The 23580-nt window shown below is 68.1% G+C and carries 25 protein-coding genes and 1 tRNA gene; 14 read left to right on the top strand and 12 right to left on the bottom strand.

The annotated features are described in order from the left end of the window. Positions 1 to 734: 734 nt before the first annotated feature. The 3 genes from ABZ463_RS02640 to ABZ463_RS02650 form a co-directional block, all read right to left on the bottom strand. Positions 735 to 1151, bottom strand: coding sequence for a hypothetical protein (locus ABZ463_RS02640; protein WP_362772226.1), 417 nt, complete (start codon positions 1149 to 1151; stop codon positions 735 to 737). Between the two features lie 172 nt (positions 1152 to 1323). Continuing rightward, positions 1324 to 2847 carry a peptide deformylase gene (locus ABZ463_RS02645; protein WP_362772228.1) on the bottom strand — a complete coding sequence of 508 codons (1524 nt, stop codon included), beginning with the start codon at positions 2845 to 2847 and terminating at the stop codon, positions 1324 to 1326. 136 nt (positions 2848 to 2983) lie between these two features. Beyond that, on the bottom strand, positions 2984 to 3349 hold the full coding sequence (locus tag ABZ463_RS02650; RefSeq protein ID WP_362772230.1) for a GntR family transcriptional regulator: 366 nt from the start codon (positions 3347 to 3349) through the stop codon (positions 2984 to 2986). 215 nt (positions 3350 to 3564) lie between these two features. Between ABZ463_RS02650 and ABZ463_RS02655 the strand changes: the two genes are divergently transcribed. From ABZ463_RS02655 to ABZ463_RS02695, 9 genes are all read left to right on the top strand, one after another. Next, on the top strand, positions 3565 to 3951 hold the full coding sequence (locus tag ABZ463_RS02655; RefSeq protein ID WP_362772232.1) for a hypothetical protein: 387 nt from the start codon (positions 3565 to 3567) through the stop codon (positions 3949 to 3951). Beyond that, positions 3948 to 4277, top strand: coding sequence for a hypothetical protein (locus ABZ463_RS02660; protein ID WP_362772234.1), 330 nt, complete (start codon positions 3948 to 3950; stop codon positions 4275 to 4277). Before ABZ463_RS02655 ends, ABZ463_RS02660 begins: the two co-directional genes overlap by 4 nt. Then, positions 4277 to 4822 carry a hypothetical protein gene (locus ABZ463_RS02665; RefSeq protein ID WP_362772236.1) on the top strand — a complete coding sequence of 182 codons (546 nt, stop codon included), beginning with the start codon at positions 4277 to 4279 and terminating at the stop codon, positions 4820 to 4822. Before ABZ463_RS02660 ends, ABZ463_RS02665 begins: the two co-directional genes overlap by 1 nt. Continuing rightward, on the top strand, positions 4819 to 5265 hold the full coding sequence (locus ABZ463_RS02670; protein WP_362772238.1) for an HNH endonuclease: 447 nt from the start codon (positions 4819 to 4821) through the stop codon (positions 5263 to 5265). The genes ABZ463_RS02665 and ABZ463_RS02670 overlap by 4 nt, the downstream gene beginning before the upstream one ends. A 221-nt stretch (positions 5266 to 5486) precedes the next feature. Further along, positions 5487 to 6734 (top strand): AAA family ATPase, encoded by a 1248-nt coding sequence (locus ABZ463_RS02675; protein WP_362772240.1) that lies wholly within the window; start codon positions 5487 to 5489, stop codon positions 6732 to 6734. Between the two features lie 189 nt (positions 6735 to 6923). Next, positions 6924 to 7376: a hypothetical protein gene (locus tag ABZ463_RS02680; RefSeq protein WP_362772242.1), complete on the top strand. Its 453-nt coding sequence runs from the start codon at positions 6924 to 6926 to the stop codon at positions 7374 to 7376. A gap of 4 nt (positions 7377 to 7380) precedes the next feature. Further along, on the top strand, positions 7381 to 7749 hold the full coding sequence (locus ABZ463_RS02685) for a hypothetical protein (protein ID WP_362772244.1): 369 nt from the start codon (positions 7381 to 7383) through the stop codon (positions 7747 to 7749). 361 nt (positions 7750 to 8110) lie between these two features. After that, on the top strand, positions 8111 to 8341 hold the full coding sequence (locus ABZ463_RS02690; protein WP_362772246.1) for a hypothetical protein: 231 nt from the start codon (positions 8111 to 8113) through the stop codon (positions 8339 to 8341). Beyond that, positions 8338 to 9714 carry a tyrosine-type recombinase/integrase gene (locus ABZ463_RS02695; RefSeq protein ID WP_362772248.1) on the top strand — a complete coding sequence of 459 codons (1377 nt, stop codon included), beginning with the start codon at positions 8338 to 8340 and terminating at the stop codon, positions 9712 to 9714. The genes ABZ463_RS02690 and ABZ463_RS02695 overlap by 4 nt, the downstream gene beginning before the upstream one ends. Before the next feature lie 10 nt (positions 9715 to 9724). Here the strand turns inward: ABZ463_RS02695 and ABZ463_RS02700 are convergent, their stop codons facing one another. The 3 genes from ABZ463_RS02700 to ABZ463_RS02710 form a co-directional block, all read right to left on the bottom strand. Further along, positions 9725 to 10336: a hypothetical protein gene (locus tag ABZ463_RS02700; protein WP_362772250.1), complete on the bottom strand. Its 612-nt coding sequence runs from the start codon at positions 10334 to 10336 to the stop codon at positions 9725 to 9727. Positions 10337 to 10623: 287 nt separating this feature from the next. Then, a tRNA-Arg gene (locus tag ABZ463_RS02705) sits at positions 10624 to 10698 on the bottom strand. A 157-nt stretch (positions 10699 to 10855) separates the two neighbouring features. Next, positions 10856 to 11233: a C40 family peptidase gene (locus ABZ463_RS02710; RefSeq protein WP_362772252.1), complete on the bottom strand. Its 378-nt coding sequence runs from the start codon at positions 11231 to 11233 to the stop codon at positions 10856 to 10858. Positions 11234 to 12327: 1094 nt separating this feature from the next. On the opposite strand from ABZ463_RS02710, the gene ABZ463_RS02715 reads away from it, so the two are divergent. Then, the gene (locus ABZ463_RS02715; protein WP_184713476.1) at positions 12328 to 12696 is read left to right on the top strand and encodes a response regulator; all 369 of its coding nucleotides are present in this window, start codon (positions 12328 to 12330) and stop codon (positions 12694 to 12696) included. Positions 12697 to 13093: 397 nt separating this feature from the next. Next, positions 13094 to 13345, top strand: coding sequence for a hypothetical protein (locus ABZ463_RS02720; protein ID WP_352009762.1), 252 nt, complete (start codon positions 13094 to 13096; stop codon positions 13343 to 13345). A 182-nt stretch (positions 13346 to 13527) separates the two neighbouring features. On the opposite strand, the gene ABZ463_RS02725 is transcribed toward ABZ463_RS02720, so the two are convergent. Next, positions 13528 to 16314 (bottom strand): AAA family ATPase, encoded by a 2787-nt coding sequence (locus ABZ463_RS02725; protein ID WP_362772255.1) that lies wholly within the window; start codon positions 16312 to 16314, stop codon positions 13528 to 13530. 76 nt (positions 16315 to 16390) lie between these two features. On the opposite strand from ABZ463_RS02725, the gene ABZ463_RS02730 reads away from it, so the two are divergent. Next, the gene (locus ABZ463_RS02730; RefSeq protein ID WP_352009764.1) at positions 16391 to 17011 is read left to right on the top strand and encodes a LysE family translocator; all 621 of its coding nucleotides are present in this window, start codon (positions 16391 to 16393) and stop codon (positions 17009 to 17011) included. 210 nt (positions 17012 to 17221) lie between these two features. Here the strand turns inward: ABZ463_RS02730 and ABZ463_RS02735 are convergent, their stop codons facing one another. Beyond that, positions 17222 to 17983, bottom strand: a complete 762-nt coding sequence (locus ABZ463_RS02735; RefSeq protein WP_362772257.1) for an alpha/beta hydrolase — start codon at positions 17981 to 17983, stop codon at positions 17222 to 17224. A gap of 74 nt (positions 17984 to 18057) precedes the next feature. Here ABZ463_RS02735 and ABZ463_RS02740 point away from each other — a divergent pair, with 74 nt between their 5' ends. After that, on the top strand, positions 18058 to 18606 hold the full coding sequence (locus ABZ463_RS02740) for a TetR/AcrR family transcriptional regulator (RefSeq protein WP_352009766.1): 549 nt from the start codon (positions 18058 to 18060) through the stop codon (positions 18604 to 18606). Here the strand turns inward: ABZ463_RS02740 and ABZ463_RS02745 are convergent. Beyond that, positions 18603 to 19325, bottom strand: a complete 723-nt coding sequence (locus ABZ463_RS02745; RefSeq protein ID WP_362772260.1) for a TetR/AcrR family transcriptional regulator — start codon at positions 19323 to 19325, stop codon at positions 18603 to 18605. The two genes, ABZ463_RS02740 and ABZ463_RS02745, sit on opposite strands and share 4 nt — an antisense overlap. A 76-nt stretch (positions 19326 to 19401) precedes the next feature. Here ABZ463_RS02745 and ABZ463_RS02750 point away from each other — a divergent pair, with 76 nt between their 5' ends. Beyond that, positions 19402 to 20757 (top strand): DHA2 family efflux MFS transporter permease subunit, encoded by a 1356-nt coding sequence (locus ABZ463_RS02750; RefSeq protein WP_362772262.1) that lies wholly within the window; start codon positions 19402 to 19404, stop codon positions 20755 to 20757. 15 nt (positions 20758 to 20772) lie between these two features. Here ABZ463_RS02750 and ABZ463_RS02755 read toward each other — a convergent pair whose 3' ends face one another. From ABZ463_RS02755 to ABZ463_RS02765, 3 genes are read right to left on the bottom strand one after another with little or no spacing between them, the layout of a single operon-like run. After that, positions 20773 to 21978 (bottom strand): hypothetical protein, encoded by a 1206-nt coding sequence (locus ABZ463_RS02755; RefSeq protein ID WP_362772264.1) that lies wholly within the window; start codon positions 21976 to 21978, stop codon positions 20773 to 20775. Positions 21979 to 22009: 31 nt separating this feature from the next. Then, entirely contained in the window at positions 22010 to 22396 is a 387-nt protein-coding gene (locus ABZ463_RS02760; RefSeq protein WP_352009770.1) for a Rid family detoxifying hydrolase, read from the bottom strand. A 42-nt stretch (positions 22397 to 22438) separates the two neighbouring features. Then, positions 22439 to 23548 carry an alanine racemase gene (locus ABZ463_RS02765; protein WP_352009771.1) on the bottom strand — a complete coding sequence of 370 codons (1110 nt, stop codon included), beginning with the start codon at positions 23546 to 23548 and terminating at the stop codon, positions 22439 to 22441. Between the last annotated feature and the right edge of the window lie 32 nt (positions 23549 to 23580).

Here is a 23580-nt window from a genome sequence, read left to right on the forward strand (position 1 = left end):
GGGTGTGACCCGCACACCCCGGTGTGACCCCCCTGTGACCCCCTTGACCAGCACGAACAGGAAGGGTGTGACCCGGTGTGCGGGTCACACCCCCATCCCCGCCGCCCCCTCCTGAGGGCCTTTCACCCCCTGTTCCGCCCGGGGGGTCACGGGGGTCACACCCCCGGCCTGGCCGACGAGGGCCGTCAGGCGGGGTGTGGGAGTCCAACAGGGGGCCAGGCAAGGCTGTGCCGGTCCCGACGGCTGCGAAAAGAGGGGGCTCCCGGGGGTCTAACACCCCTCCCACACCCCTGCTTTCGGGCTGTTCAGCAGGGGTGTGGGAGTCCCACGTGGGAGGGCGTTGGGGTGTTGGGGTCCCACGTGGGAGTCCAACACCCCTCTCACGCCCCTGACGCGGAGGTCTCACCGGGCGCAGCTGCCGAACGGCCGGCACCTGGGAGAGAGGGTGTCAGGCCGCCGCCGACATCGCGGGACGAACCGGGAGACGCCTTCTTCCCGGGGCCGGTCGGGTTGGGGGTGTGTGGGCCACACAGGGGCGTCGAAGAGGGGGCCACAGGCTTCCCGGGCGGGGAATCCGGGGGTTCGACGCCCCCGCACACCCCCCACACACCCTGCTGTTTTCCCTGCTCAGGCGGGTGTGTGGCCACACGTGTGGGGGTGTGTGGGGTGTGTGGGCCACACGTGTGGCCCACACACCCGCGAACACGGCCCCACCGAGCCCCATTGGCCCACCCTCACGACGGCGCTGAACCTCGACGACTCCGCGGAGAAGCAAGCAGGAGCCTGCCGGGGTCACTGTTCACGCGACCGCCAGGCTGCTGCTGATCGTGACCGCTGGGGCCGGTCTCGCCCACCGCCAGGCCGACGCCAAGGCGCCCGATCGGATCGGGCGTGAACGGTGCACCGAAGCCGAGAGGCGGAGTGTTCACCAGCGCCGCGAACGCCGGGTGCGTGAACACGCCGCGAAGCTGGAACGGCGGCGGGACCATGGGGCGAGGACGGTCCGTGAGCAGCAGGAACGGGCTGAACATGAGCGCCATGAACGCGAACAGCACGAGCGCGCCGAACGTGAACACCAGACGCGCGAACAGCAGGAGCGGCAGGCCCGTGAGCGGGCTGAGGCGCTGACCCGCGAACGCCGTGAACGCCAAGCCCTGAACACGGGCAGCAGCGGCGTGAACGCTTCGGAGGGCACTCGCAAGACGCCACGGTGAACACCACCGGTCTCAACAGCTGCACGGTTTGAAGGGGTAGCCGTACCAGCGGCGTTTTGCTGGTCACCCCAATACGCCCCCTTGCCAGCCGTGCAGCTGCGGGAATGCCCTACCCCTGACGGTTCGCCCAAGGTCGGCCAGTGCCCTTGTACTGGGAAACGGGTATCGGTTCGACCCCTGGCCGCATGTGCGACCGGTAGAGCAGTCCGAAGAGATGGTCGATCTCGTGGCAGACGAGTCGAGCTATCGGCCCCTCGAACACCGTGATGTGGGTGTCTCCCTCGATCCCCTGATGCTCAACCTCGATGCGGAGTGGACGCGGCACCATGCCCCGGACATCGAAGAAGCTCAAGCAGCCTTCGTACTGCTCATCAGTCTCGGTCGACTGGTCGATTATCCGAGGGTTGATCAGGGTTATGGTCGCACCGTCTGGAGTACGTACAACGGCGACCGATCTCCCAATTCCAACCTGAGGGGCAGCGATGCCCATCCCCTTGGCGAAGGTATGGACCTGGGATACTCGCTCCATCGTCGCGACGAGCTGGGCGACCCCGCGCCGAGCATCTTCCGCTTCCCCTGGGAGGTCGAACCTCGTTGCGATCTCCGCAAGTATGGGCTCCCCCTCCTGAACGATTCCCAGTGAGCGCATCCGCTCGCTCGGCGCAAGGGTTTCCATTTCGCCCTCTCTCCCGATAGCGGGATTCTTGAACTTCCATTCGATCCTGTAGCGAGCGTGAAGAGGAGGAGAATCCGTAGACCAGGAGAACAGGATTCTCCCCTCGCGCTCTGCTCGGCTTATAGGCGTCTTGAACGGTGAAGCCTCTGCCGTCATGGACGTTTCAATTCCCCACAGCGATGGCTGTATGTCCGCAGGGAAGTCGAGTGTCATGCTGAGAAGGTTCGTGGGAAGCCTGATCGCTCGCGTCCACCATGGCCCCCACTTGTCGGCACTCACCGTGTAGACGTACTCGATCCATGTGCTCTGCCCAGGGTAGAGCGGGAACCGTCCGTCGCCGTTCTCGAATAGAAGCCATACCTCTTTGAAGGCGTCCCGGTCGTGCTTGACACGCCACGCCATGGATTCATCCTGGCAAACAGCAACGAGGCCGAGCTCTTCCCACGTCAGAGGGAATTCGCGGTACAGCTGATTCGATCGCTCTGGATCTCCTGGGTGTCGGTCCACGGCGATTCGAATGAGATATTGGGTGACAGGCTCAGACCCAACATTCCGCAGATGCCTGCGGATTCGAGTCTTGAACATACCGCCGCGGAAGATGAGTTCCGCCCTTTCGTGCTCCACCAGAAGGGCGTTACTCGGAGCGGATTGAGGATCATCCACGAGCGGAGATGCTGAACCCTTGTCAGTGCGAGATTCTCCACCTGCATCGCGTAGCGCCTTCCATCTGCGTAACAGGGCTCCGCCCGCGCGAAGGTGCTCGTCAGCGCTCTCTATGAACTCACGGCTTGGAACCAGTGTTCCGCTCTCGACTTTGCTGACGTAGGAGGGCGTATAGCGAACGAGGCGAGCCAATGCTTTTTGCGAGACGTCCGATACCTCGCGCCAGTGCCTCAACTCGGCAATTAGGGCGTTTGCGGCCTGCTGACGTAGCTCGTCATCTTTGACGTGGTCCACGACTCACAGCCTCTCGCATAGTTGAGTGAAAGTGAGTGAATGAGGGGTGATCGTCGATCACCCTCCCGGCAACCCTCGGCCACCGGGTGTCATGGCTGGCATGAGGGAGACAGGAAGCCTTCAAGGCAAGGTCCGGTCAGGAGTCGCTGGAGCTTTTCACGCCAGCTTGTTCAAGGATGCGCAGACGGGAGTCCATGGCCCGTACGGTCTCCGTCAGCTCGTCCAGCCGCCGAAGCAGAGCACTCGGATCCGGCGGGGCCGTGGCGCGGTCAGCCGCGCCAGATCGGACGAAGACCCCCTTCCCTTGCTGCCCCACCACGAGCCCTGCATTGCGGAGTTCCGCGAGCACGCTGCGAATGACGGTGCTGGAGACTCCGTACGTGTCGCGGAGCTGGGACATGGAGGGAAGCTGCGCCCCATCGACCAACTCGCCTCTTCGGATCTTGTCTCGAAGGTCATCGGCAATCCGCACATAGGCGGGTGTTCCAGACATGGCAGTCATGGTCGCGCATCCTCCCTACCGGCGTCAGCGGTCTTGACGCACTTAGTACAACACACCGTCAGCCAGATGACAGGCAAGGTGTTGACGCCCATCAAAACTATGTGCACTATGTGCATCAGGAAGACGGCGTCTCTTCTGGAGCGCTGGGACAGCAAACGGCCCTGGCGGGCTGCATCCCACCAGGGCCAAACATCGATCAGCTAGGAGACCTCTCGATGTACGTCCACGCTACCCCGAGCGAGTTCGAGTCCGCCCCCGTGCACGGCGCCTACCCCGCCGACGCGGCCCGGGTGCCGGTGACCCTGCGGTTGGAGCTGACGCAGGAGGAGGCCGCCTCCGTGCTGGCCGCTTTCAGCATCGGCATGCGGGAGAACGACCCGCGCATCACCCCGGCGGACGGCCCGCGCATCGCCGGGCAGATCCTCACCGACGTGGTTCTCCAGGCAGTCCGCGAGGCCGCGCTCACCACCCTCGACCAGGAACAGGGCTACCCCCAGAGCACCGGCTTCTACAACTGGTGCCGCCGCATGGTCGCCCCGACCATCCCGGCCCAGCGCACCCAGGCCCAGCCCGCCCTCACCGGTACGGCGGTGACCCGATGACCCCGCGCGTCGAGATGACCTACACCGAACTCGCCGTCGCCCTCTACGCCTCCGACATGCCGACCGGCGCACACGCCATCCCCGTGGAGCGGCTGGCCGCGTGGGTCGAGCAGGGGACCGCCCGCCTGGGCGGACGGGGGTCGGTGAAGTGGTATGCCTTCCAGGACTACAAGCAGAACATCACCCCCGGCGACCACAGCGCCGACGAGGCCGGTCTGTGGCCCGACCTCCGTCGCGAGGACACCGCGCGCGCCCTGGCGTACAGGCTCATCCGGCGCGGCAGGGTCGCCCCCGCCCCCTCTCTGACCGGTACGGCGGTGGCCTGATGACCACCTCCCCCGCACCGCGCCCGCAGGACGTGAACCTGCGGCTGGCCGCCCTGCTGCGGGAGGCCGGATTCTCCCGCAAGTCCTTCGCCCGCGCGTTGCGGCAGACCTCCGAGCGGATCGGCTGGCCGATCGCCTGCGACCACACCTCCGTCAGCCGGTGGATGCACGGCGTGGCCCCGCGCGCCGAGACGGCCGATCTCATCGTCATCACCCTCAGCCAGGCACTGGGCAGGCGCCTGACCGGCAAGGACGCCGGAATCAGCGCCCCGGGCACGCTGGCCGACGCCCCCGCCGGGCAGCGAGCCGTCTCGGTGGCGATCGAACGGGACCTTGAGGTGATGCGCCGCCGCCTGGAATGGCTGGTCAGCGAGACCACCCAACTTGCCCGCACCCTCGACGCCCTGCGCAACGGCCCCAACCCCCCGGACGACCAGGCAACGACGCCGGTGCGCAAGGAGCCGGGCACGCTGTACCGGCGGGCCGCGCACCGCCACGCCACCCGCGCCGCCTACCGGACCGGCCAGACGGGAGCGGCGCGGTGAGCGCGGACAAGCCCAACGCGCGCCGCCGTCAGCAGCTGCGCCGCCAGCTGGCCGAACGCGACGGATCACGCTGCTTCTACTGCGCCCGCCGCTTCCACCGCCCGGACCGGGAGGCGACCCTCGATCACCTGGTGCCCGTCTACTACGGCGGAACCTGGGTGCGCGCGAACCTGGTACTGGCCTGCGAGCCCTGCAACATCGCCAAGGGCCACCAGGCCCCGGCCGAGTTCCTGCGCTCGCGCGGCTTCCGCCCCGGCCTGCGCCACCGCGCCGCCGCCCTGCTGCCCCGCCCCCTGGTTGACCTGCGATGGAGGAGGGGTGGAGGAGTCATGGAGGAGGGCGTGGAGGACTCCCCGCGACGGCACCGACCGGGGCCGCTCGCCGTGGCCCTGGCCGTGCTCCCCGCGCTGCTGCTGCTCGGCTGGACCACCACCCGGCGCTGAAACCCGCCGCCCTACTGCCCCCTACTGACCCTTACTGTCCGATTCGCCAGCACCCCGCCGGGGCCGCCTGTTCGCCCTATACCCGGCCCAGCACACCCCGGTACACCCCCGGCTCAACCTCAACCGGTCGGTACCGGCCCCGTGTTCGACCTCCCTTTGTTCGTCCGTACGGACCGCCCGCCCCAGCGGGGGTGGTCCGACCGCACAGGAGGACCGTGCTTGTGTCCCATCTGAACGGGTCCGCCAACGGGCACCCGCCCACGCTCACGGCAGACCGCACCTTCACCACCCTGACCCAGCAGACACCTGACGTCCCTTTCCCGACCGGCCCCGGCCCCGGCTTCGACCTCGCCCCCGGCGACTTCGGCCCCGCCGGGCCGGTGCCGGGACGGCGTATCCGCCTCACCCCCGCCTCCTCGGTCCGTATCCGTGCGGTGCACTGGCTGTGGGATGAGCGGGTGCCCGCCGGGGCGCTGACCGTCATCCCGGGGCGGGAGGGGATCGGCAAGTCGCTGACCCTGATCTGGCTGACCGCCCGTCTGACCCGGGGCGAGTTGCCCGGCATCCATTACGGCACACCACGGCCGGTCATCTACGCCGCGACCGAGGATTCGTGGGCGCAGACCATCGCGCCGAGGTTGCTGGCCGCCGGGGCCGACATGGAGAAGGTCTTCCAGGTTGAGGTGGAACGGCCCGGCGGGCTGGACCAGCTCACCCTGCCCCGCGACTGCGACGAACTCGCGCAGGTCATCGCGGAGATGGGGGTGGTGCTTCTGGCCGCCGACCCGCTGCTGTCGCTGATCAGCTCGACCATCAACACCCACCAGGACCGCGACCTGCGCACCGCCCTGGAACCCCTCGTCAGATTGGCCGACCAGACCGGATGCGCCGTGGTCGGCCTGGCCCACTTCAACAAGTCCGCCAGCTCCGACGCCCTGAATCTGATCACCGGGTCGCGGGCGTTCTCCGCTGTGGCGCGGGCGGTGCTGGCCATCGCCCGCGACCCGCAGGCCGACGACGGCTCCTGCGTCCTGTCCCAGGCCAAGAACAACCTCGGACGACTGGACGTGCCCTCACTGCGCTACGTCGTGCGCACCGCAGAGGTCCCCACCGACGACGAGAACGCCCCGGCGATGGTGGGGATGCTGGACTTCACCGGCGAGTCCGACCGCAGCGTGGACGACATCCTCGCCGAGGCTGGCAGAGACCCCGGCGACCGCGCCGAGAACAACGAGGCCGCCGCCTGGTTGAGCGCCTACCTGTCCGGCCAGCCCAACCGGGAGGCGTCCTCCCGCGAGGTGTTCAAGGAAGGCGACGCCGCCGGGTTCTCCAAGGACCAGCTCAAACGCGCCAAGACCAAAGCCCGCACCGTCTCCCGCAAGTCCGACTTCGGCGGCGGGTGGGTCTGGGCGCTGCACGCCCCTGGCTCCGCCGAAGGGAGCGAAGGGAGCGAAGGGAGCGGGCCTTAGGGAGGCCACCCCCTTGGTGCTCCCTTCGCCCAGCACCTCCGCTCCCCGCACCTGCGAAGGGAGCGCAAGGGAGCGGCTTCCTGTGCCCCCGCTCCCTTCGCGCTCTTCGCTCCCTTCGCTCCCTTCGGCGCACCGCCACCGCCTCACGAACACGACCCAGCGTCAGACCTTGATCAGGAGATCCCTCTCATGACAACCGCCGCTTACACGGCTCTGGCCGACCAGCTCAACGCCGCCACCACCGACGCCGCCCGCCACCAGGACCGCATCGCCCAGCACACCGGCGTCAAGGTCCGCACCATCAACCACCACCCATGGCTGCACGCCCAGATCATCACCCTGATCACCGCCCTCACCACCGGGACCGCCCGCCTGTGCCCCCACATCGGCGCCTCACCCCGGGTCATCCACACCGCCGCCTGGGCACCCGGTCACCTCACCTGCACCGCCTGCGTCAGCGCCCTGCACCCCGACGGCGCCGAGGACAGCACCTGTGACCGGTGCCGCCGTCCCTGCTCGCCGATCTACCCGGGCATGGCCCAGACCGGGCCGATCCTGCTGGCCTACGGCCTGTGCCAACGCTGCGCCCGCCGCACCGGCCTGGGCCACCCCATCCCCCTCCCTGCCCAGCACAGGCGGTGACACCATGACCCACCCCACACCCACCCCCGGCACTCCCGCCCCCGGCCCCGCTGCCTCTCTCGGTGCCCGGCTGGCCGCTCTCGTCGGCGACCTCGACAGCCAGCACCGCCGCGAACAGGACGCCTACGCCCAGGGCTACCGCGACGGCCACCGAACCGGCTGGCAGATCGGCTACGGCCACGCCCACCACGAAATGGCCGGCCACTGGACACGCCTGGCCGCCCACGTCCGCCAGCTGGCCCGCACCTCGCCGATCGACGAGCTGGAACGGCGCCGATGGGACGGACGCCGCGAGGACTTCGCCAACCCCCGACCCACCGACCGCCAGAGCCGTCGCCTGGCCGCCGCCCTGACCCGACGACGAACCGCCTGACCCGACGAGACAGCCCAGGGAGTTAGCCCCTCTATCCACTCGGCGACCCGGCTTCACCGGGCCCTCCACGAGCGCTCGAAGGGAGACGCCAGCTGGCCTAACTTCCTAACTTCGCCCAGCTCAACGGCACCGAAGCCATCGCGAGAGCCCAAGTTAGAAACCTAACTCCCGCCCGGCGACCTAACCCGATCATCTAGCACCTAGCAGCCCGCTCACGAGTCCCACCGAAAGGGCCGTAGACGGCTACCCGCCCCTTTGGCCCGCTGTTAGCCCAGCACCGCCCGTCCATCGCCGAGCGGCCCCGACTCCTACCGACCAAAGCAGCGTCGGGGCCGCACCTCACTAAGGAGGCACACCCATCATGACCGTCATCCACCTTCAGGAGGCCGCCGAACAGCGCGGCGCCTGGATGACCGTCCCCGAGATCCTCGCCGATCTCAAGATTCACCGCCGGACCTGGCAGCACTGGCGCGCTCTCGGCAAGACACCGGAATGCACCCGCCTGCCCAATGGAGAGCTGCGAATCAAGCTGCGCGACTACGAGACATGGCTCGACTCCCTTGCCGAGGGCGAAGGAACCAACGGCCGATGAAGACCTATGACGTCCGCTTCTGGAAGATCTCCAAGAAGAAAGCCGGTGCCGCGCCGTACCTTGTCCGCTGGATCGTGGACGGCACAGTCTTCCCCCACCACTTCACCACGATGGCCCTCGCCGACAGCTTCCGCTCGGAACTCATGCAGGCAGCACGCCGCGGTGAGGCGTTCGACACCGAGACCGGCCTTCCCGAGTCCATGACGCGATCCAAGAACGGCGTGACGTGGTTTGAGCACGCCTGTGAGTACGTCGATTCTCGCTGGGACAAGGTGTCCGGTAAGCAGCGGATTTCGATCGCCGAGACCCTTACTGCAGTTACTCCCGTGCTTGTGCGGGACAAGCGCGGGGCGCCGGACCCTGCCGTCCTACGGACCGCGCTCTACCGCTGGGCGTTCAACAAGCAGCGCCGAGAGGGAGAGAAGCCGCCCGAGGTGGCCGCCGCTCTCAAGTGGATCACCAAGGTATCGGTTCCTCTGGCCGACCTCGCCGAGTACGACACCGTCACGTCCGCGCTGGAGTGCTGCGCGACCAAGCTCGACGGCAAGGCCGCAGCGCCTGGTTACTTCAGTCGTCGTCGGCGAGTGCTCTACAACGTGCTCAAGTACGCGGTGACCAAGAAGCGCCTACGGGAACACCCGCTCGTCGGGCTCGACTGGAAGGCGCCGGAGACCGTCTGCGAAGAGATAGACCCTGCCGTCGTTGCCTCCCCTGTTCAAGTCCGCGAACTGCTGACCGCCGTCAGCTACTCCGGATGGCGACGCGGCCCCCGGCTCGTCGCGTTCTACGCCTGCATGTACTACGCGATGATGCGCCCCGGCGAGGTCATCGCCCTGCGAGAGCAGGACTGCGACCTTCCCGAGCAGGGCTGGGGACGGCTCATGCTCGGTAACTCCCGCCCCACCGTGGGCACCGAGTGGACGGATGATGGCCAGGTTCAGGAAGCCCGTGGGCTGAAAGGTCGTCCTCGGAAGGCTAAGCGCCCGGTGCCGATCCCGCCCGAGCTGGTGACGATCCTGCGCCGGCACATTGCCCGGTACGGCACGGCCCCCGACGGGCGTCTATTCCGCACCGAGCGCGGAGGCGTGCTCCAAGCGTCGGCCTACGCTCGAACCTGGAAGGCTGCGCGCCACCTGGCGCTCACCCCCACCCAGGTCGAAAGCGAGCTGGCACGACGGCCCTACGACCTGCGGCACGCGGGTGTGTCCCTACAACTCAACGCCGGAATCCCAGCAACCCAGGTAGCCGAGTGGGCAGGCCACAGCGTGGAAGTCCTCCTCAAGATCTACGCCAAGTGCGTAGACGGCCATGACCACGTCTGGCACAGCATGGTTGAGCACGCCCTGAAAGGACAAGAAAGCAAAGGAGCCTAATACAAATAAATCAACCCCCACCCTCTCCAATCTTCCCTTCGGCTATATCAGCAAGGCGATTAATAACGTCAGCCACTTCTGCCGACCTCTGAAAATATGTGATTGCCTCCCCATCAGTAGGCGTATACCTCCCATGGGCAACTCTATTACGAAGCATTCTTAGGTCATCCAAAACAGACCCAAGCAAGTTCGGGATAACCCCCTTTGCCGTAAGCAGTCCGACAATCTCTCCAGGAGATCTCCTCCTCAAGAAGTCCGAGGCCGTCGATACACGCTCACCGCGAGACTCGACGTTTACCGCAGAAGCCAAACGGCCAAGCGCATCCTCTACCGCATTCCATCCCTGAATAACACTCCCAGGCCCTCCATAGAGCGAAAGAGGATGAGGCGGAAGGATTCCTCGCTTAGGCCCTCCTAACCAATCAGACGCGGAGGTATCCTCAGGCGTATCTGAAATTTCCTCTTCGGCCGGAAGGTCAACAGCAAGGACATCGACTTCGTTCTCAACCTTCGCTAATTTATCGCCGAAAGTCACAACTTGCCCGAGTCCTTCATAACTACTTACTCGCCCCAACAGACCGGTGATCGCCTTACGAAAGACAAAGATGATGATCAGTACCAAACCGGGCCAAGATAGGATATGACCAATGAGCGCCAGAGAGAATTTTTGCCAATCCATAAGCCCATGCTGAAGGCGTCAAGCACCGATCGTCAGGCAGATCGCATCTTGTGCTCATACCGTAACGATCCGATGACCAGGCGACCCGAATGACCGCTCACAAGATCGGTACGCCCCTGGTACGCGACCAGTGGCACACGGCCGGATCCGGCCGCACCGGGCGGCACACCCCGAAAAGCGAAACGACCTGCGTCGCCGCAGGTCGTTGAGGGTTTCCCCTGGTAGATCGCTGGTGCCCCCTGCAAGATTCGAACTTGCGCTCCCGGCTCCGGAGGCCGGTGCTCTATCCCCTGAGCTAAGGGGGCCAACGAGTGAATAGGCTACCAGCATCCTGGAGGGAACCGACACTCGAAACCCGAAGCGGGTGATCTAGAGGGCAGACAGGCGGGAAGCCCTGGGTGGGCGGCTTGGGACCGGGGTGGAGATCGGACAGGCCGGGGAGAAGATCGCTCTGGGGTGAGGTCAGCCTGCGGGGCGAACGGCGCCCCGGTAACGGGCACGGTAGTAGGGCGAGGTGGCGAAGCTCGTTGTCTTGACGACGTCACCACGTCGTGGGGCGTGAATCATGCGGCCACCACCGACATAGAGCCCCACATGGGCGGGATCTCCACTGCCTCCCCCGAAGAAGACCAGGTCTCCGGGGCGAAGGCGGGAGAACGGCACCCTCCGGCCCTGCCTGAACTGACTGCCGGTGTAGTGGGTGAGCCGGACCCCCGCCCTCGCCCAGGCGTGCAAGGTGAGCCCCGAGCAGTCGAAGCCGCCGTGGGTCGGCCCTGTGCTCGAACCACCTCCCCAGACGTAGGGCCTGCCGATCTGGCGTAAGGCCGCGGTCACGGCCATCCGGCCAGGGGACAACGCGACAGCCGTCCTCACCGGGGATAAACGGCTCGACCATCGCAAGGCGATCCTGCCGGCCGCCTCGCTACGACCTGTGGTCGTCCCGGATCCGCGCGGTTCAGGACCGCTTGGCTCCGGGCTCGCCATCTCGGCGATCTCACCGTCTCCCCTGGCCATGTCGTTCTCGTCGGCATGGTGACCTGTCCTGTCGCCGACCTGACCGCCCTTTACTGCGGCGTCGCTCGTCTCGTCGGCGCCAGCGAGCCCGTCCGAAGCCCTCAGGGAAGGTGGAGCAGGCGGGGAGCCGACCGGACTCCAGGCGTGAGGTCCGGGATCCGTGGACGGAGGATTCGCTTTCACGGGGGCCATGGGGTGAGCGGCCTGCCCGCGGATGGACGTATCGGACCTGGCTGGCCCTGCGGAAGCCTCCTGCGGGGTGTCGCGGCTCGTAGCGGGCTCCGGTGTCAAGGCGGCCGCCCCTGGTGAAGGCACGGCTCCGGCCGTCTCCGCATGGCAGGCGTCCTGTTCGCCCCCGGACAGGCCCTCAAGGAGGCCTGGCGGACCGCCCATGATGAGCCGCCTCGTCCAGCTGTCGGCGGCCTCACGACAGGGTCGGGTCACGGATATCCGGGGGGTGACCACGAGTGCAGCCACAAGAACGGTGACGGTGACAAGGGTCGTGATCATGTGTGGCCTCCTGGGGTCGGTGAACGGTCGAGGCCCAGGATCAAAGAAACGGCGGGGTCGCCAAGCGGCCGAACGCGGTTCTGTGGATAACTCAAGTTATCCACAGAACCGCGTTCGGTAACCGCTTCCGCGCGCCTCCGGGCTGAAGATGTTCTCCGACGCCCCGTACGGCGCAGCGCCCCGAACGACCACCCGAGGGAGAGCCCCGATGATCGACGCCATCCGTGGAGCGCACGACGGTGACAGCCATCCTGGAGGTGGGAAACCTGACGAAAAACGTCTTCCTGGCCGGTCCCCGCCTGCGGGAACCTGTCGCCCATGAACAGCTCTGTGTACACATCCATCGAAAACCGCGCGGGACACCTCTTCGAGGAGTTAGCCTCACGGCCGTGGGCGAGCCTCTGGGAAAAGTGTTGGTGGTGGATGACGACGAGGTCATCCGACAGCTCATCGCGGTCAATCTCACCTTGGAGGGGTTCCAGGTCGAGACGGCCTCCGATGGGCAGGACTGCCTCGATCGGGTGCTGGACGTGCGGCCCGATGTCATCACGCTCGACGTCATGATGCCCAGGCTCGACGGCTGGATGACGGCGACAAGACTGCGCGGCGACGAGGAGACGAGCCACATCAAGGTGGTGCTGATCACCGCACGGGCGCAGGAGGACGACAAGCGGCGTGGGCTGGGGATCGGTGTCGACGCCTATCTCACCAAGCCGTTCGACCCGTCCGAGCTCATTCAGGTCGTCCGCGACCTGGCCCTGGCCGCCCACAACGGCTGAACCCGCTCCCCCGAACGGCACAAGCCTGCCTGTCGTGGCCGTCCCAGCCGGGCGGCACGACCGATAACGGCCGCCCAGCACGCCGAGCAAGATCACATGCCTCCGGACTCCAGACAGACGCCTGCCCGGGAACGCCCCAAGAACCCGCCGTTCACTCAGAAGCCTCGGCCTCCCGAACGAAGATCATCTTCGGCGTCGAACTCGAAAACCTCGATGCCGCTCCTTTGAAACCTCCGCGTTCCGGAACCTCGGCGCCGAATCCAAGTAAGCGAACACCTCAGGAAAAGACTCGAAGACGCCACGGGCTCTCTTGACCCACTCCATCCATGGCGTATTCTCCGGGCGGAACGCCTCCCGGATGAGAACGTTCCCTTTCAATGAAATGAAGAAGTCGCACATGAGCTCCGGGAATCACCGCGATATCCGGTTCTGGCGTGCTCTTCTTGTCACCGCGATCGCCGTTCCCACAGGACCGCTGACGACGATTCCCGCCGCACACGCGGACGGCGGCTACACCGGCTCCGACGGGACCCGACACGAGATCTCCCCGGCGCTGGGCTGGAGCATCCTGGCCGGCGACCGCACAGGCCAGGGAGACGGCGGATCAGCCCAGGTCACGATCACCTCCGGCCCCTACGCCGGGACCTAATCCCGCCACGTGGTGAAACGGCCCGCCTACCCTGCTGAGTGCGAGTCGCCACTGAGTCCTGCGCCGTGTCTACAACAAGACAGGTTCACAACAAAGGCGGGCCCACCTATCGAAGCCCATCAAAACCCTCGAATCCCTGTTCCCGCCGGGTGATATCACTAAAGGAAAACCAAGGACAGATCTCAGAGAAGGCCCCGCTTACGCGCGAGAGCGGCGGCATGCGTTCGAGAGGAGACACCGAGTTTGCCAAGAATGTTGGAGACGTGCACACTCACGGTCTTCTGGGCGATGAACAGCCGTTCGCCGATCTCGCGGTTGGGCAGGCCCTCGGCGACCAGGGCCAGCACCTCCTGTTCGCGGCTGGTGAGCAGGCTCTGCTGGGCGGTGACGAACCTGGCGCGTTGTCCCAGTTCGGCCAGAGCCTTGGCCAGAGGTTTGGCACCCAGGGAGTCGGCGGTCTCGACAGCGAGTCGCCACTCCTCAAGCGCGGCGGCGCGATCTCCTGAGGCAAGCAACGCCTCGGCCAGCCGCCACCGCGCGCGTGCGGTCTCGTAGACAAAGGCGGGGTCGAAGATCTCGACGACCCGACGCCAGGCCTGGACGTCGAAACGGCCGTTCGCGCGGTGCCACTCGGCCTCGGCGCGTGCCATCCATCCGTGTCCCTCGGTGCCCATCCCTGCCCTGACCGCACCACGGGCGCGGGCGAGCAGTTCGTCGGCCCCTTCGGTGCGGCCAAGGTCGGCCAGTGCCCACAGCGCGACGGCGCTGATACGGATCACCCCGAGGTCAGCGGGGTAGATCGTGTCCAGCACAGCGGTGGCATGCTCCAGGGCGAGTTCGGGGTCGCCCTGCCAGAGGGCGTGCTCGGCGGCCAGGCCGCGTGACATGTAAGCGACAAGGGGGTCGGACCAGAACGGCCTGAGCCAGGCGAGACGCTGCTCAACCTGAGGCGCCCCTGAGGCGACCTCCACGAACAACGCGAAGGAGGACAACACGGCTTCGGCGACCCTGCCGACCCTGGCGCCGAACCCGGCGGCCATCTCCGCGGCGCGGGTCCACTCTCCTGACGAGTAGTGGACGAGCAGCCACAGGAACCGCAGGTCGGTGCCGTAGGTGCTCCACGACAGTCCGGTGCGTTCGGCCAGCCGTACACCACGCTCGGCTGTCTCGGCCGCACTCGCCATGAATCCGCGCTCGTATCGCGTCCGGGCGTGGTGGAACAGGGCGCGCAGGTCCATGGCCAGGTCGCCGGAGTCTCGCAGGACGACGGAGTCGAGCAGCTTCTCGGCTTCTTCGACGTCCCCCTCGTATTCGGCGCAGAGGGCGAGAACGAGGATCGCTCCCTTCTCGGCGTCGCTCGTCCCGGTGGCCCTGGCCACCCCGAGCGCGCGTTCGGCCAGCACCTTGACCTCGGCCGGTCGTGGTGGCCAGGCGAGTGTGCGGGAGAGCGTGGCCAGTGCCCTGGCCAGGTCAGGGCTGTCCGGAGGTGCCGCATCGACGGCCGCCCTGGCGGCGGCGACCGCGCCCTCGACGTCGTCGGAGTCGTAGAGGTAGTAGGCGAGCCGCTCGTAGATCTCCGCCGAGGGGGTGAGAGAACGCAACTGGGCTATGGCCCGGTGGTTGTCGCCCATGTCGGCCGCGACGGCGGCGGTGCGCAGTGTGAGCCGTACGCGATCGGTCCCGGCGCGCTGTTCGGCGTCCGGGACGCGGTCCCACAGGCTGAGCGCCTGCTCGAAGTGGCGGTGGGCCTCCGCGGGGGCGCCCAGACGTTCGGCCCTGCGTCCCGCCTCCACCGACGCGGACAGGCCTTCGGCGAGGTCGTGGCCCGCGAGGTAGTGGTAGGCGAGTTCGGCCGCCGCTCCCTGACGGGCCGTGAGCAGGCGGGCGAACTCGGAGTGCAGTCTGATCCGCTCACCGGTCAGCAGGTCGGTGTAGACGGCCTCCTGGAGCAGGGCGTGCCGGAAGGCGTAGCCGTACTCTCCGTCGGGGCGGAGCAGCCCACGCGAGACGATCTCCCGCATGGCCTCGTCGAAGGCCAGGTCAGGCAGGCCGGAGGCCTCCTGGAGGAGGTCGTGGTCGACCCGCCTTCCCGCGACGGCGGCGCCGCGCAGCACCCGCTGGGCCTCGTCGGAGAGCACTTCGGCCCTGGACAGCAACAGGCCCGCGAGGTCGTCGGTCATCGAGGAGCCCTCGGTCACGGCTTCGAGCAGCTCGGCGCCGTAGAACGGGTTGCCCTCGGCTCGTTCGGCGACCTCGTCCATGACCCGGGCGTCGGTGCCGCCGAGGGCCGCGAGATAGTCGGCCATCTCGGCCTGGTCGAGCGGGGTCAGTTCGACGGAGGTCACCGAGGGCAGGAGTCTGAGCTCGGCGAGGACCCGGCGCAGTGGGTGGCGTCGATGCAGGTCGTCGGTCCGGTAGGTGCCGACCAGCAGCACACGTTCGGTCTGCAGCATCCGGCTGAGGAAGACCAGCAGGTCACGGGTCGAACGGTCGGCCCAGTGCAGGTCTTCGAGCACCAGCAGCATGGGCCGTACGGCCAGGAAGCCGAGCATCGACCCGAACAGCCGCTGCTGGGTGAGGCCGGAGGCGCTCTCGGTGCCCGGGTCGGTGCCTCCCGGCAGCAGCCTCCCCAGGACGGGACGGGCGTCGATCTCCGCACGCAGCTCGGCTGGGGCGCCGCGCAGGGCGTCGGCCAGCGGGAGGTACGGCAGCGCGTCACCCAGTTCGGCGCACTGACCGACCAGTACGGCGAAGCCGTCCCGTCTGGCCTGCTCGGCGAGCTCCGTGACGAGACGTGTCTTGCCGATGCCCGCGTCACCGCCGACCAGGGCGACACCCGCGAGGCCCTCGGAGGCCGCGCGGAGCAGCGCGGCGAGCCTGCCCAGCTCGGACGACCGTCCGATCAGGACTCCGCTCGAAGCGGTGCCCGAAGTGGCGCCCAGAACACCGTTCGAAGCTCTCTGTCCCACCTGGTGAGTATGCCACCGTGCGTCGACAAAGTTGATGGCCCGTTCCATAGGACCGAAACGCTCTTATGGTTGGGGCATGGTCTCGATGTCCACGTTCCTGGTCTTCGTGGTCGCATCCTCGGCGCTCGTCCTGATTCCGGGGCCGAACCACCTGTACATCGCCGCCCGGAGCATCGCCCAGGGCAGGTCCGGCGGGATCGCGAGCGTGTTCGGCGTCGGGACGGGCACGCTGGTGCACATCGCCGCCGCGGCCGCGGGACTGTCCTATGTGATCGCCAGGTCCGCAACGCTCTTCAACGTGATCAAGTGGGCCGGGGTGGCCTACCTGGCCTATCTCGGGCTCAGGGCGTTGGTCCGCAGGCACGAGGAGGCCTCCTACGAGACCCGGCCCCAGCCGCTTCGCGCGATCTTCCTGGAGGGCATGGTGGTCAACCTGCTCAATCCCAAGGTGATCCTGTTCTTCCTGGCCTTCCTTCCACAGTTCGTGCACCCCGAGGCGGGGTCGGTCCCGTTGCAGGTCGTGGTCCTGGGTGTCACCCTCCTGCTTCTCGGCATGGTCTCGGACATGGTCTACGCACTGGGGGCGGGAATGCTCGGCTCCAGGCTGCGTGGCCGTTCGAACACGGTCGGGCGCCTCAGCGGAGTGGTCTACCTGGGCCTGGGGGTCGCGACGGCGCTCGCCGGACGCTCGGTCTGAGAGATCAGGCTCCGCCTGAGAGACCGGACGTCCATCTGAAACCGAACCCTCAACCGGGAAACCAAACACACAGCCTGAGAGACCGGACGTCCATCTGAGAAACCGAACACACGACCAGAGAGGCCAGGCCCTCAATCCGGGAAACCCGACGCACGGCCAGAGAGGCCAGACGCCCGATCCGGAAACGGACGCACGGCCTGAGGGATCGGCTCAGCCCGGGAAACCATCCGGGCCGGAGGCACAACCCGGCTCGGACCAGCCGCCCGGACCCACCGGAGAGCACGGCTCGACCTGGGAGCACAGGTCGTCGACGAGGCGGGCCAGGGAGCCTGGAGCCGCCAGTACACCCAGGTGGCCACGCCCGGGGATCAGGATGAGCCTGCCGTTCCGGCAGGCACGCAGGAAGTCGCGCTCGTCGGCCCTGAACGGGTCGCGGGAGCCGTTCACCAGCCACACACGGCCGGGGTATGCGGCCAGTGCGGTGAGCTGATCGTGCGCGGCGACGGCCTCGACCACCTGGGGCAGCACCTCGCACGACAGCCCCCCGGCGACCATCGCGGCGGCTGAGGGGGCGGGCAGGAAGCGGCGGAAGCCGTACTCGCTGATCCGGTTGGCCCGGGCGGGGTTCCTCGCGGCGAGCCTGGCGGCGAACCGGTAGACCCCGAGCATCGACTGGCTGCGGGACGTGCAGCCCATGGCCACCAGGCCCGCGACCTTGTCGGGGAAGCGCTCGGCGGTCGCCATGCCGACGTAGCCGCCCAGGGACAGGCCCGCCACGACGGCTCTGCCGCCGAGTGCGTCGATCGCGGCGGACACCGCGGAGACCGCGTCGTCCATGGAGAACGGCTCTCCCGCGCGGGTGCCGTGGCCCGGCAGGTCAACGGCCTTCGCGGGGCGGTCGAGGTGGTCGATAACGGGGTCCCACATGGTCGCGCTGACCCGGATGCCGTGCAGGAAGACGATTGGCTGCATGGGAGATCTCCAGACATGTCGGACGAACAGCCCCATTGAAACACAACGCACCGTTGCGTTGCTATGGTTGGCGCATGGCACCGCGCAAGGAGCAGCAGATCTTCCAGGCGACGCTCGAACTGCTCACCGTGAGGGGATACGAGGGACTGACCATCGAGGGGGTGGCCGAGCGGTCCGGAGTCAACAAGACCACCATCTACCGCTGGTGGCCCTCCAAGGCGGCCCTGCTCGCCGCCGCGCTGACCCAGGCGGACCTGCTCCTGTTCGACCCTCCGGACACCGGCACCCTCAGGGGAGACCTGGAGGAGCTGGTGCGAGGGATGGCCACACTCCTGACCACCTCCCCCAGTTCGGACGTGGCGGTGGCGACGCTGGGCGCGGCCGTGAACCATCCCGAGCTGGCCACGGCGGTCCGGCGGTTCTTCACCGACCGGTTCGCCAGGGAGGAGGCGGTCTTCGACCGTGCCCGGCGGCGCGGCGAGCTTCCGGAGACGGCCGATCCGCTGCTGATCGTGGATCTGCTCGGGGGCGCGGTGTGGATTCGGACGATCTTCCGCGGCCTCCCTCTCGACGACGACTTCGCCACCCAGGCGGTGTCCGTCGTCCTTGACGGAGTGCGCTAGAGGCCGAGGTCCCCGGCGATGCCGTCCAGCATCCAGCGCAGGCCTTGCTCGAAGTCCTCGTCCGCCGCGGCGGGGTCGGCGGGGCCGGAGGCGATCTCGTTCACCAGTGGCGCGAGGTTGGGGAACTCGCCGCTTTCGAGAAGCTCACGTAGGTATGGCCGCATGAGGGCCTCGCGCTCCTGCGGTGTCCAGGTGTATCCGCTGCGCCCCTCCCCCCGCAGCGTCTCCCTGATCACGAACCCCAGCGCGTAGTCGTCGACCGCGGCGATGATCCGCCACTTCTGCTCGGGCGGGATCGGCAGTCCGGAGAGCGCGGCCAGTGACTGCTCCCCGTGCCGCAGGCCGTTCGGGCCGACCTGGGGACGGCTGGCGACAAGATCGACCAGCCAGGGATGGCGCCGGATCGTCTCCCGCGTGCGCCGTACGACGGCTGAGATCGCCTCGCGCCAGTCGTCGGGCAGTTCCCCCTCGACCAGGATCTCCGCGTTCGTCTCGTCGGCCATGAGGTCGAGCAGGTCCTCCTTGCGCTCGATATGGGTGTAGAGGCTCATCGCCCGCGCCCCGAGCTCGGTGGCGATCCTGCGGATGGAGACGGCGTCGAGCCCCTCGGCGTCGGCGACCTCGATCGCGGTCCTCACGATCGCCTCGCGGGTCAGTTTCGGACGGCGCCCGGCCGTCTCACGTGCCCAGACCGGCCCCTGCGCCTGTTCGGTTCCCATCCGAAGAGTGTACGGCGTAGCGCATGAGCGCTACAGTGTACGGAAAACCGATACAACGTACGGAACGGTGATCTGGATGACCGTCACCCAAGCCCGATCCGACCCCGCACTGCGCGCCGTCTCCATCACCGTGGTGCTCGGCACGATCATGACCATGCTGGACGCGACCATCGTCAACGTCGCGATCGACGTTCTCGGCCGTGACCTGGGTGTCCCGCTCAGCACCGTCCAGTGGACGGTCACCGGCTATGTGCTCGCCCTGTCCATGACGATCCCGGTGACCGGATGGGCCATCGGGCGCTTCGGCGCCAAGACGACCTGGATCGCCTCGCTCGCGATCTTCGGAGCCGGGTCGGTCCTGTGCGGGGCCGCCTGGTCCGTGGGCGCCCTGATCGCCTTCCGCGTGCTCCAGGGGATCGGCGGCGGGCTGCTCATGCCGATCGCACAGACCCTGCTCGCCCGCGCCGCGGGCCCCGAACGGCTGGGCCGGGTGATGGCCGTGATCTCGGTCCCGTCGATGCTCGCCCCGGTGCTCGGGCCGCTGCTCGGCGGGGTGCTCGTCGACCACCTGAGCTGGCGGTGGATGTTCTACGTCAACGTCCCGGTGTGCGTGGTCGCGTTGCTGCTGGCCGTACGGCTGCTGCCCGGTGACCGGGAGCGCGACGCCGGGCGGCTGGACCTGCTCGGTCTGGTGCTGCTGTCCCCCGGGCTGGCCGCGCTGGTCTACGGACTGTCACAGTTCGGTGAGGCGGGGGGCGGTACGCGGGCGGTCCTGGGACTCGGCCTCGGCGCCGCGCTCGTCGCGGTCTTCGTCACGCACTCGCTGCGCCGGGGCACCGGCGCCCTGATCGACGTGGGTCTCTTCCGCGACAGAGGGCTGACCACCTCCGCGGCGTCCCTGTTCCTCTACTCCGTCGGGGTCTTCGGTGTGCTGCTGCTGGTGCCGCTGTACTCGCAGAGCGTCCCGGGAACGGGCGTGCTGGACGCGGGCCTCCTGATCGCCCCGATGGGCGTGGGCGCGATCGTCACCATGCCGCTGGCCGGACGGCTCACCGACCGGCTCGGCGCCCGGCTGCCCGGGGTGGCGGGCATCGTGACCGTGCTCGCCGGGACCCTCGCCTGCGCCGTGATCGGCCCGTCGGCCGCCGCGCTCTTCGTGATCGGCCTCGGGCACGGTCTCGTCACCCCGTCGATCATGGCCTCGGCCTACCGCACCCTGCCCAGGGCGGCCGTTCCGGGTGCCGCGACCGCCTCGCAGATCGTGATCAGGGTGGGCAGCGCGCTCGGCGCCGCCGTGACCGCGGTCGTCCTGCAGGCGCTGACCCGTTCGTACGGCACCGCCGCCTTCTCCGGTGGCTTCACCTGGACTCTGGTGATCATCGCCGTGGCCCTGGTGCCCGCCCTGGTGATCCCCCGCCACCGACCGGCGTGACAGTTCCGTGAACGGTCAGCCGGACAGAGCCCCGGGGATGCGGTCGAGGATGGGGTACGGCATGAGCCCGTAGGCGTAGAAGTCGACCGCGTCCGCCCCGGCGACCTTGGCGGCCCTGACCTTGGCGGCCAGCCGTTCCGCCGAGTCGGTGTCCGGCATTCCGGGCCGGAGCACCGCCCGCAGCTCCTTGCCCGTGGAACGACGGTAGGCCACCAGGTCGTCGGCGACGCGCTCGGCGTCGCGGGCGTAGGCGAGCACTCCGAGCGAGGGGACCAGGTCACCCAGGGCGACCAGGTCGACGCCGAGTTGCCAGGAGTCGTGCGCGGACAGCCCGGAAGGGGGGAGACCGTCCATGTAGCCCTTCGCCGCGCCGGTCGCGTCGAGGAAGACGAACCTGGTGCCCTCCGCGGTGACCGCGGCGGAGACCTCGGAGACCAGCGAGGTCACCACCTCGGAGCGGGCCCGAGCGTAGGAGACGACCTCGGGCCCCGCGTAGGCGGTCAGCGCCGCCCTGGTCACCTCGCCCTGCGCGGGCGGGTCGCCGTCGAGGACACCGCCCACGATCCTGGCGCACTCCTCCCTGGCGACCTCCGCGTTGACACCGAGGTCCGCGGCGCGGCGGATACAGAAGTCGCAGAAGCACAGGCCCAGAAGGAAGACGTCCATCGGCCCGAGCGGCACGAAGCAGCGGTCGTTGTGGTAGCCGCAGCCGAAGGTGCCGAAGTGCAGCGCCTCGGCGACCACACTGTCCACCCCCTGCCTGGCCACGGCCCTGCCGAGCGCCACCGCGTAGCGGCGCACGTCGGGGTTGGAGGGGCACAGCTCGGCGGGCGAACCCCGGTCGCCGAAGCAGTTGCGCACGGTGACGTCGGGGTTGGCCAGGCCGAGTGTGGTGTTCTCCAGGAAGACGGTCCAGCCGTGCAGCTTCAGGCCCCGCTCCGCGGTGGCCAGACGCAACGCGGTCAGGGGCTCCTCCTCGGCACCCGCCTGCACAGGCGGGACGAGGCGGAGCCCGTCGAACAGGTCGGCCGGCGGAAGGAAGTGGACGCCGTCGTCACGCACGGTCACCCGGGGGCGGCCGTGCGGGGTGACGTCGCGAGCGCGGTGATAGGCGGCGGCGACGGTCACGCCCGCCACGCCGTACCCGGTGACCCGGTCGAGGACCGCCTCAAGGCCCTCACCCCGCACGTCCTCGACGTAGACGTATAGCGAGCTGTCCAAACCGCCGCCTTCCCACGCAGTCGGTCAGACTCTAACGTGCCTTGTAAGCGACGAAGTCGATCTCGACGAGGATGTCCATCAAGTCGGAGCCGACGGTCGTACGGACCGGGTACGGCTGGGTGAAGTACGACTTGTACACCTCGTTGTAGGCGGCGAAGTCCCGCTTCAAGTGCTGAAGGTGGACGGTCGACTTGACCACGTCGTCGAACCCGAGACCGTGGGCCGCCAGGATCGCGCCGAGGTTGCGCATCACCTGGTGGGTCTGCTCGGCCACGTCGGTGCCGACGACCTCACCGGTCTTGGGGTCGAGCGGGCCCGCGCCGGAGGTGTAGACGAAGTCACCGACCACGAGGCCCTGTGAGTACGCCCCGACCGGCGCGGCGCCCTCGTCCGTCCGCAGTTCCTGCTTGCCACTCATGTCACAACTCCTTAGGAGACTCTCTACGACAACGACAGAACGTCAGAAATAGGTCGTGATCAGATCGACGACCGTGTGGTCGTCGTCCACGACCGGGATGACCCGCCACTTGTCGAAGGCGGTGCACGGGTGGGAGATGCCGAAGGAGACCAGGTCTCCGGGCTTCACCGTCGAGTCCGGCGTGAGCCGCAGGATCGCGTGCTGGTCCTGGACCTTGAGCACGGTCGCGCCCTCGACGGCCCCCTTGGGCACCGGCAGCCCCTCGTCGAAGGGGGCGTCCCGCTTGCCGAAGCCCACCACGGCCAGACCGGGTTCGGGCACACTCAGCACGTACGCCCACACCTCAAGCGCCGCCCGCAGTTCCCCCTCGATCCGGTTGTACGGCGTGCGCTCGCGGTAGTAGCCGTCGTCGTGGGAGACGTAGGCGCCGCTGCGCAGCACGACCCTGGCCTGGCAGGTGGCCAGCTCCCTGCCGATCACGTCGAACCACTGGCTGCCGCCGACCGACAGGATCGGGTCGCGCACCCGCAGGTGCTCCAGCGCCTCGACCAGCCTGCCGAGGTAGGCGCGCACCTCCTGCGCGTTCCCCAGCCCGCCCTCGTAGCCCGCGACGCCCACCAGTTCGACGCCGGACGCCTCCTGGGCCGCCGCGGCGACCTCAAGGAAGTCGGAGAGCGTACGGCAGCCCGCCCTGCCGCCCTCGTGTCCCAGCTCGACCAGCACCTGGAACGGCCTGCCGCCCGCGTGCCGGGAGAGTGTCTCGACACCGGCGACCGAGTCCGCGAAGCAGAGGAACTCGAACGACGGGTCCTGGTCCAGCTGGGCGGCGATCGCGTCAAGGCCCGCGGGGTCGAAGACCTGGTTGGCGATGAGGACGCGTGACACGCCGAACTCGCGCAGGGTCAGCGCCTGGCTCGGGGTCGCGACCGCCAGCCCCCACGCGCCCGCCTCAAGCTGGGCTCTGACCAGCTCCGGCGACATGGTCGTCTTGGCGTGCGGGGCGAGGAGCAACCCGTGGTCGGCGGCGAATCCCGCGAGTGTGGCGATGTTGTGTTCGAGCGCGTCACGGTTGGCCACCATCACGGGGAAGCTGAAGGCTCCCCCGAACAGTGAGGACCCGACCGCCCGACTGGGATCGACGATCCCCTTCACGTGTTACCCCCTTCGCTTCCCTTGCTGGACCC

It is taken from the genome of Streptosporangium sp. NPDC020145 (genome assembly GCF_040631275.1).
In the GTDB taxonomy this organism is placed as follows: domain Bacteria; phylum Actinomycetota; class Actinomycetes; order Streptosporangiales; family Streptosporangiaceae; genus Streptosporangium.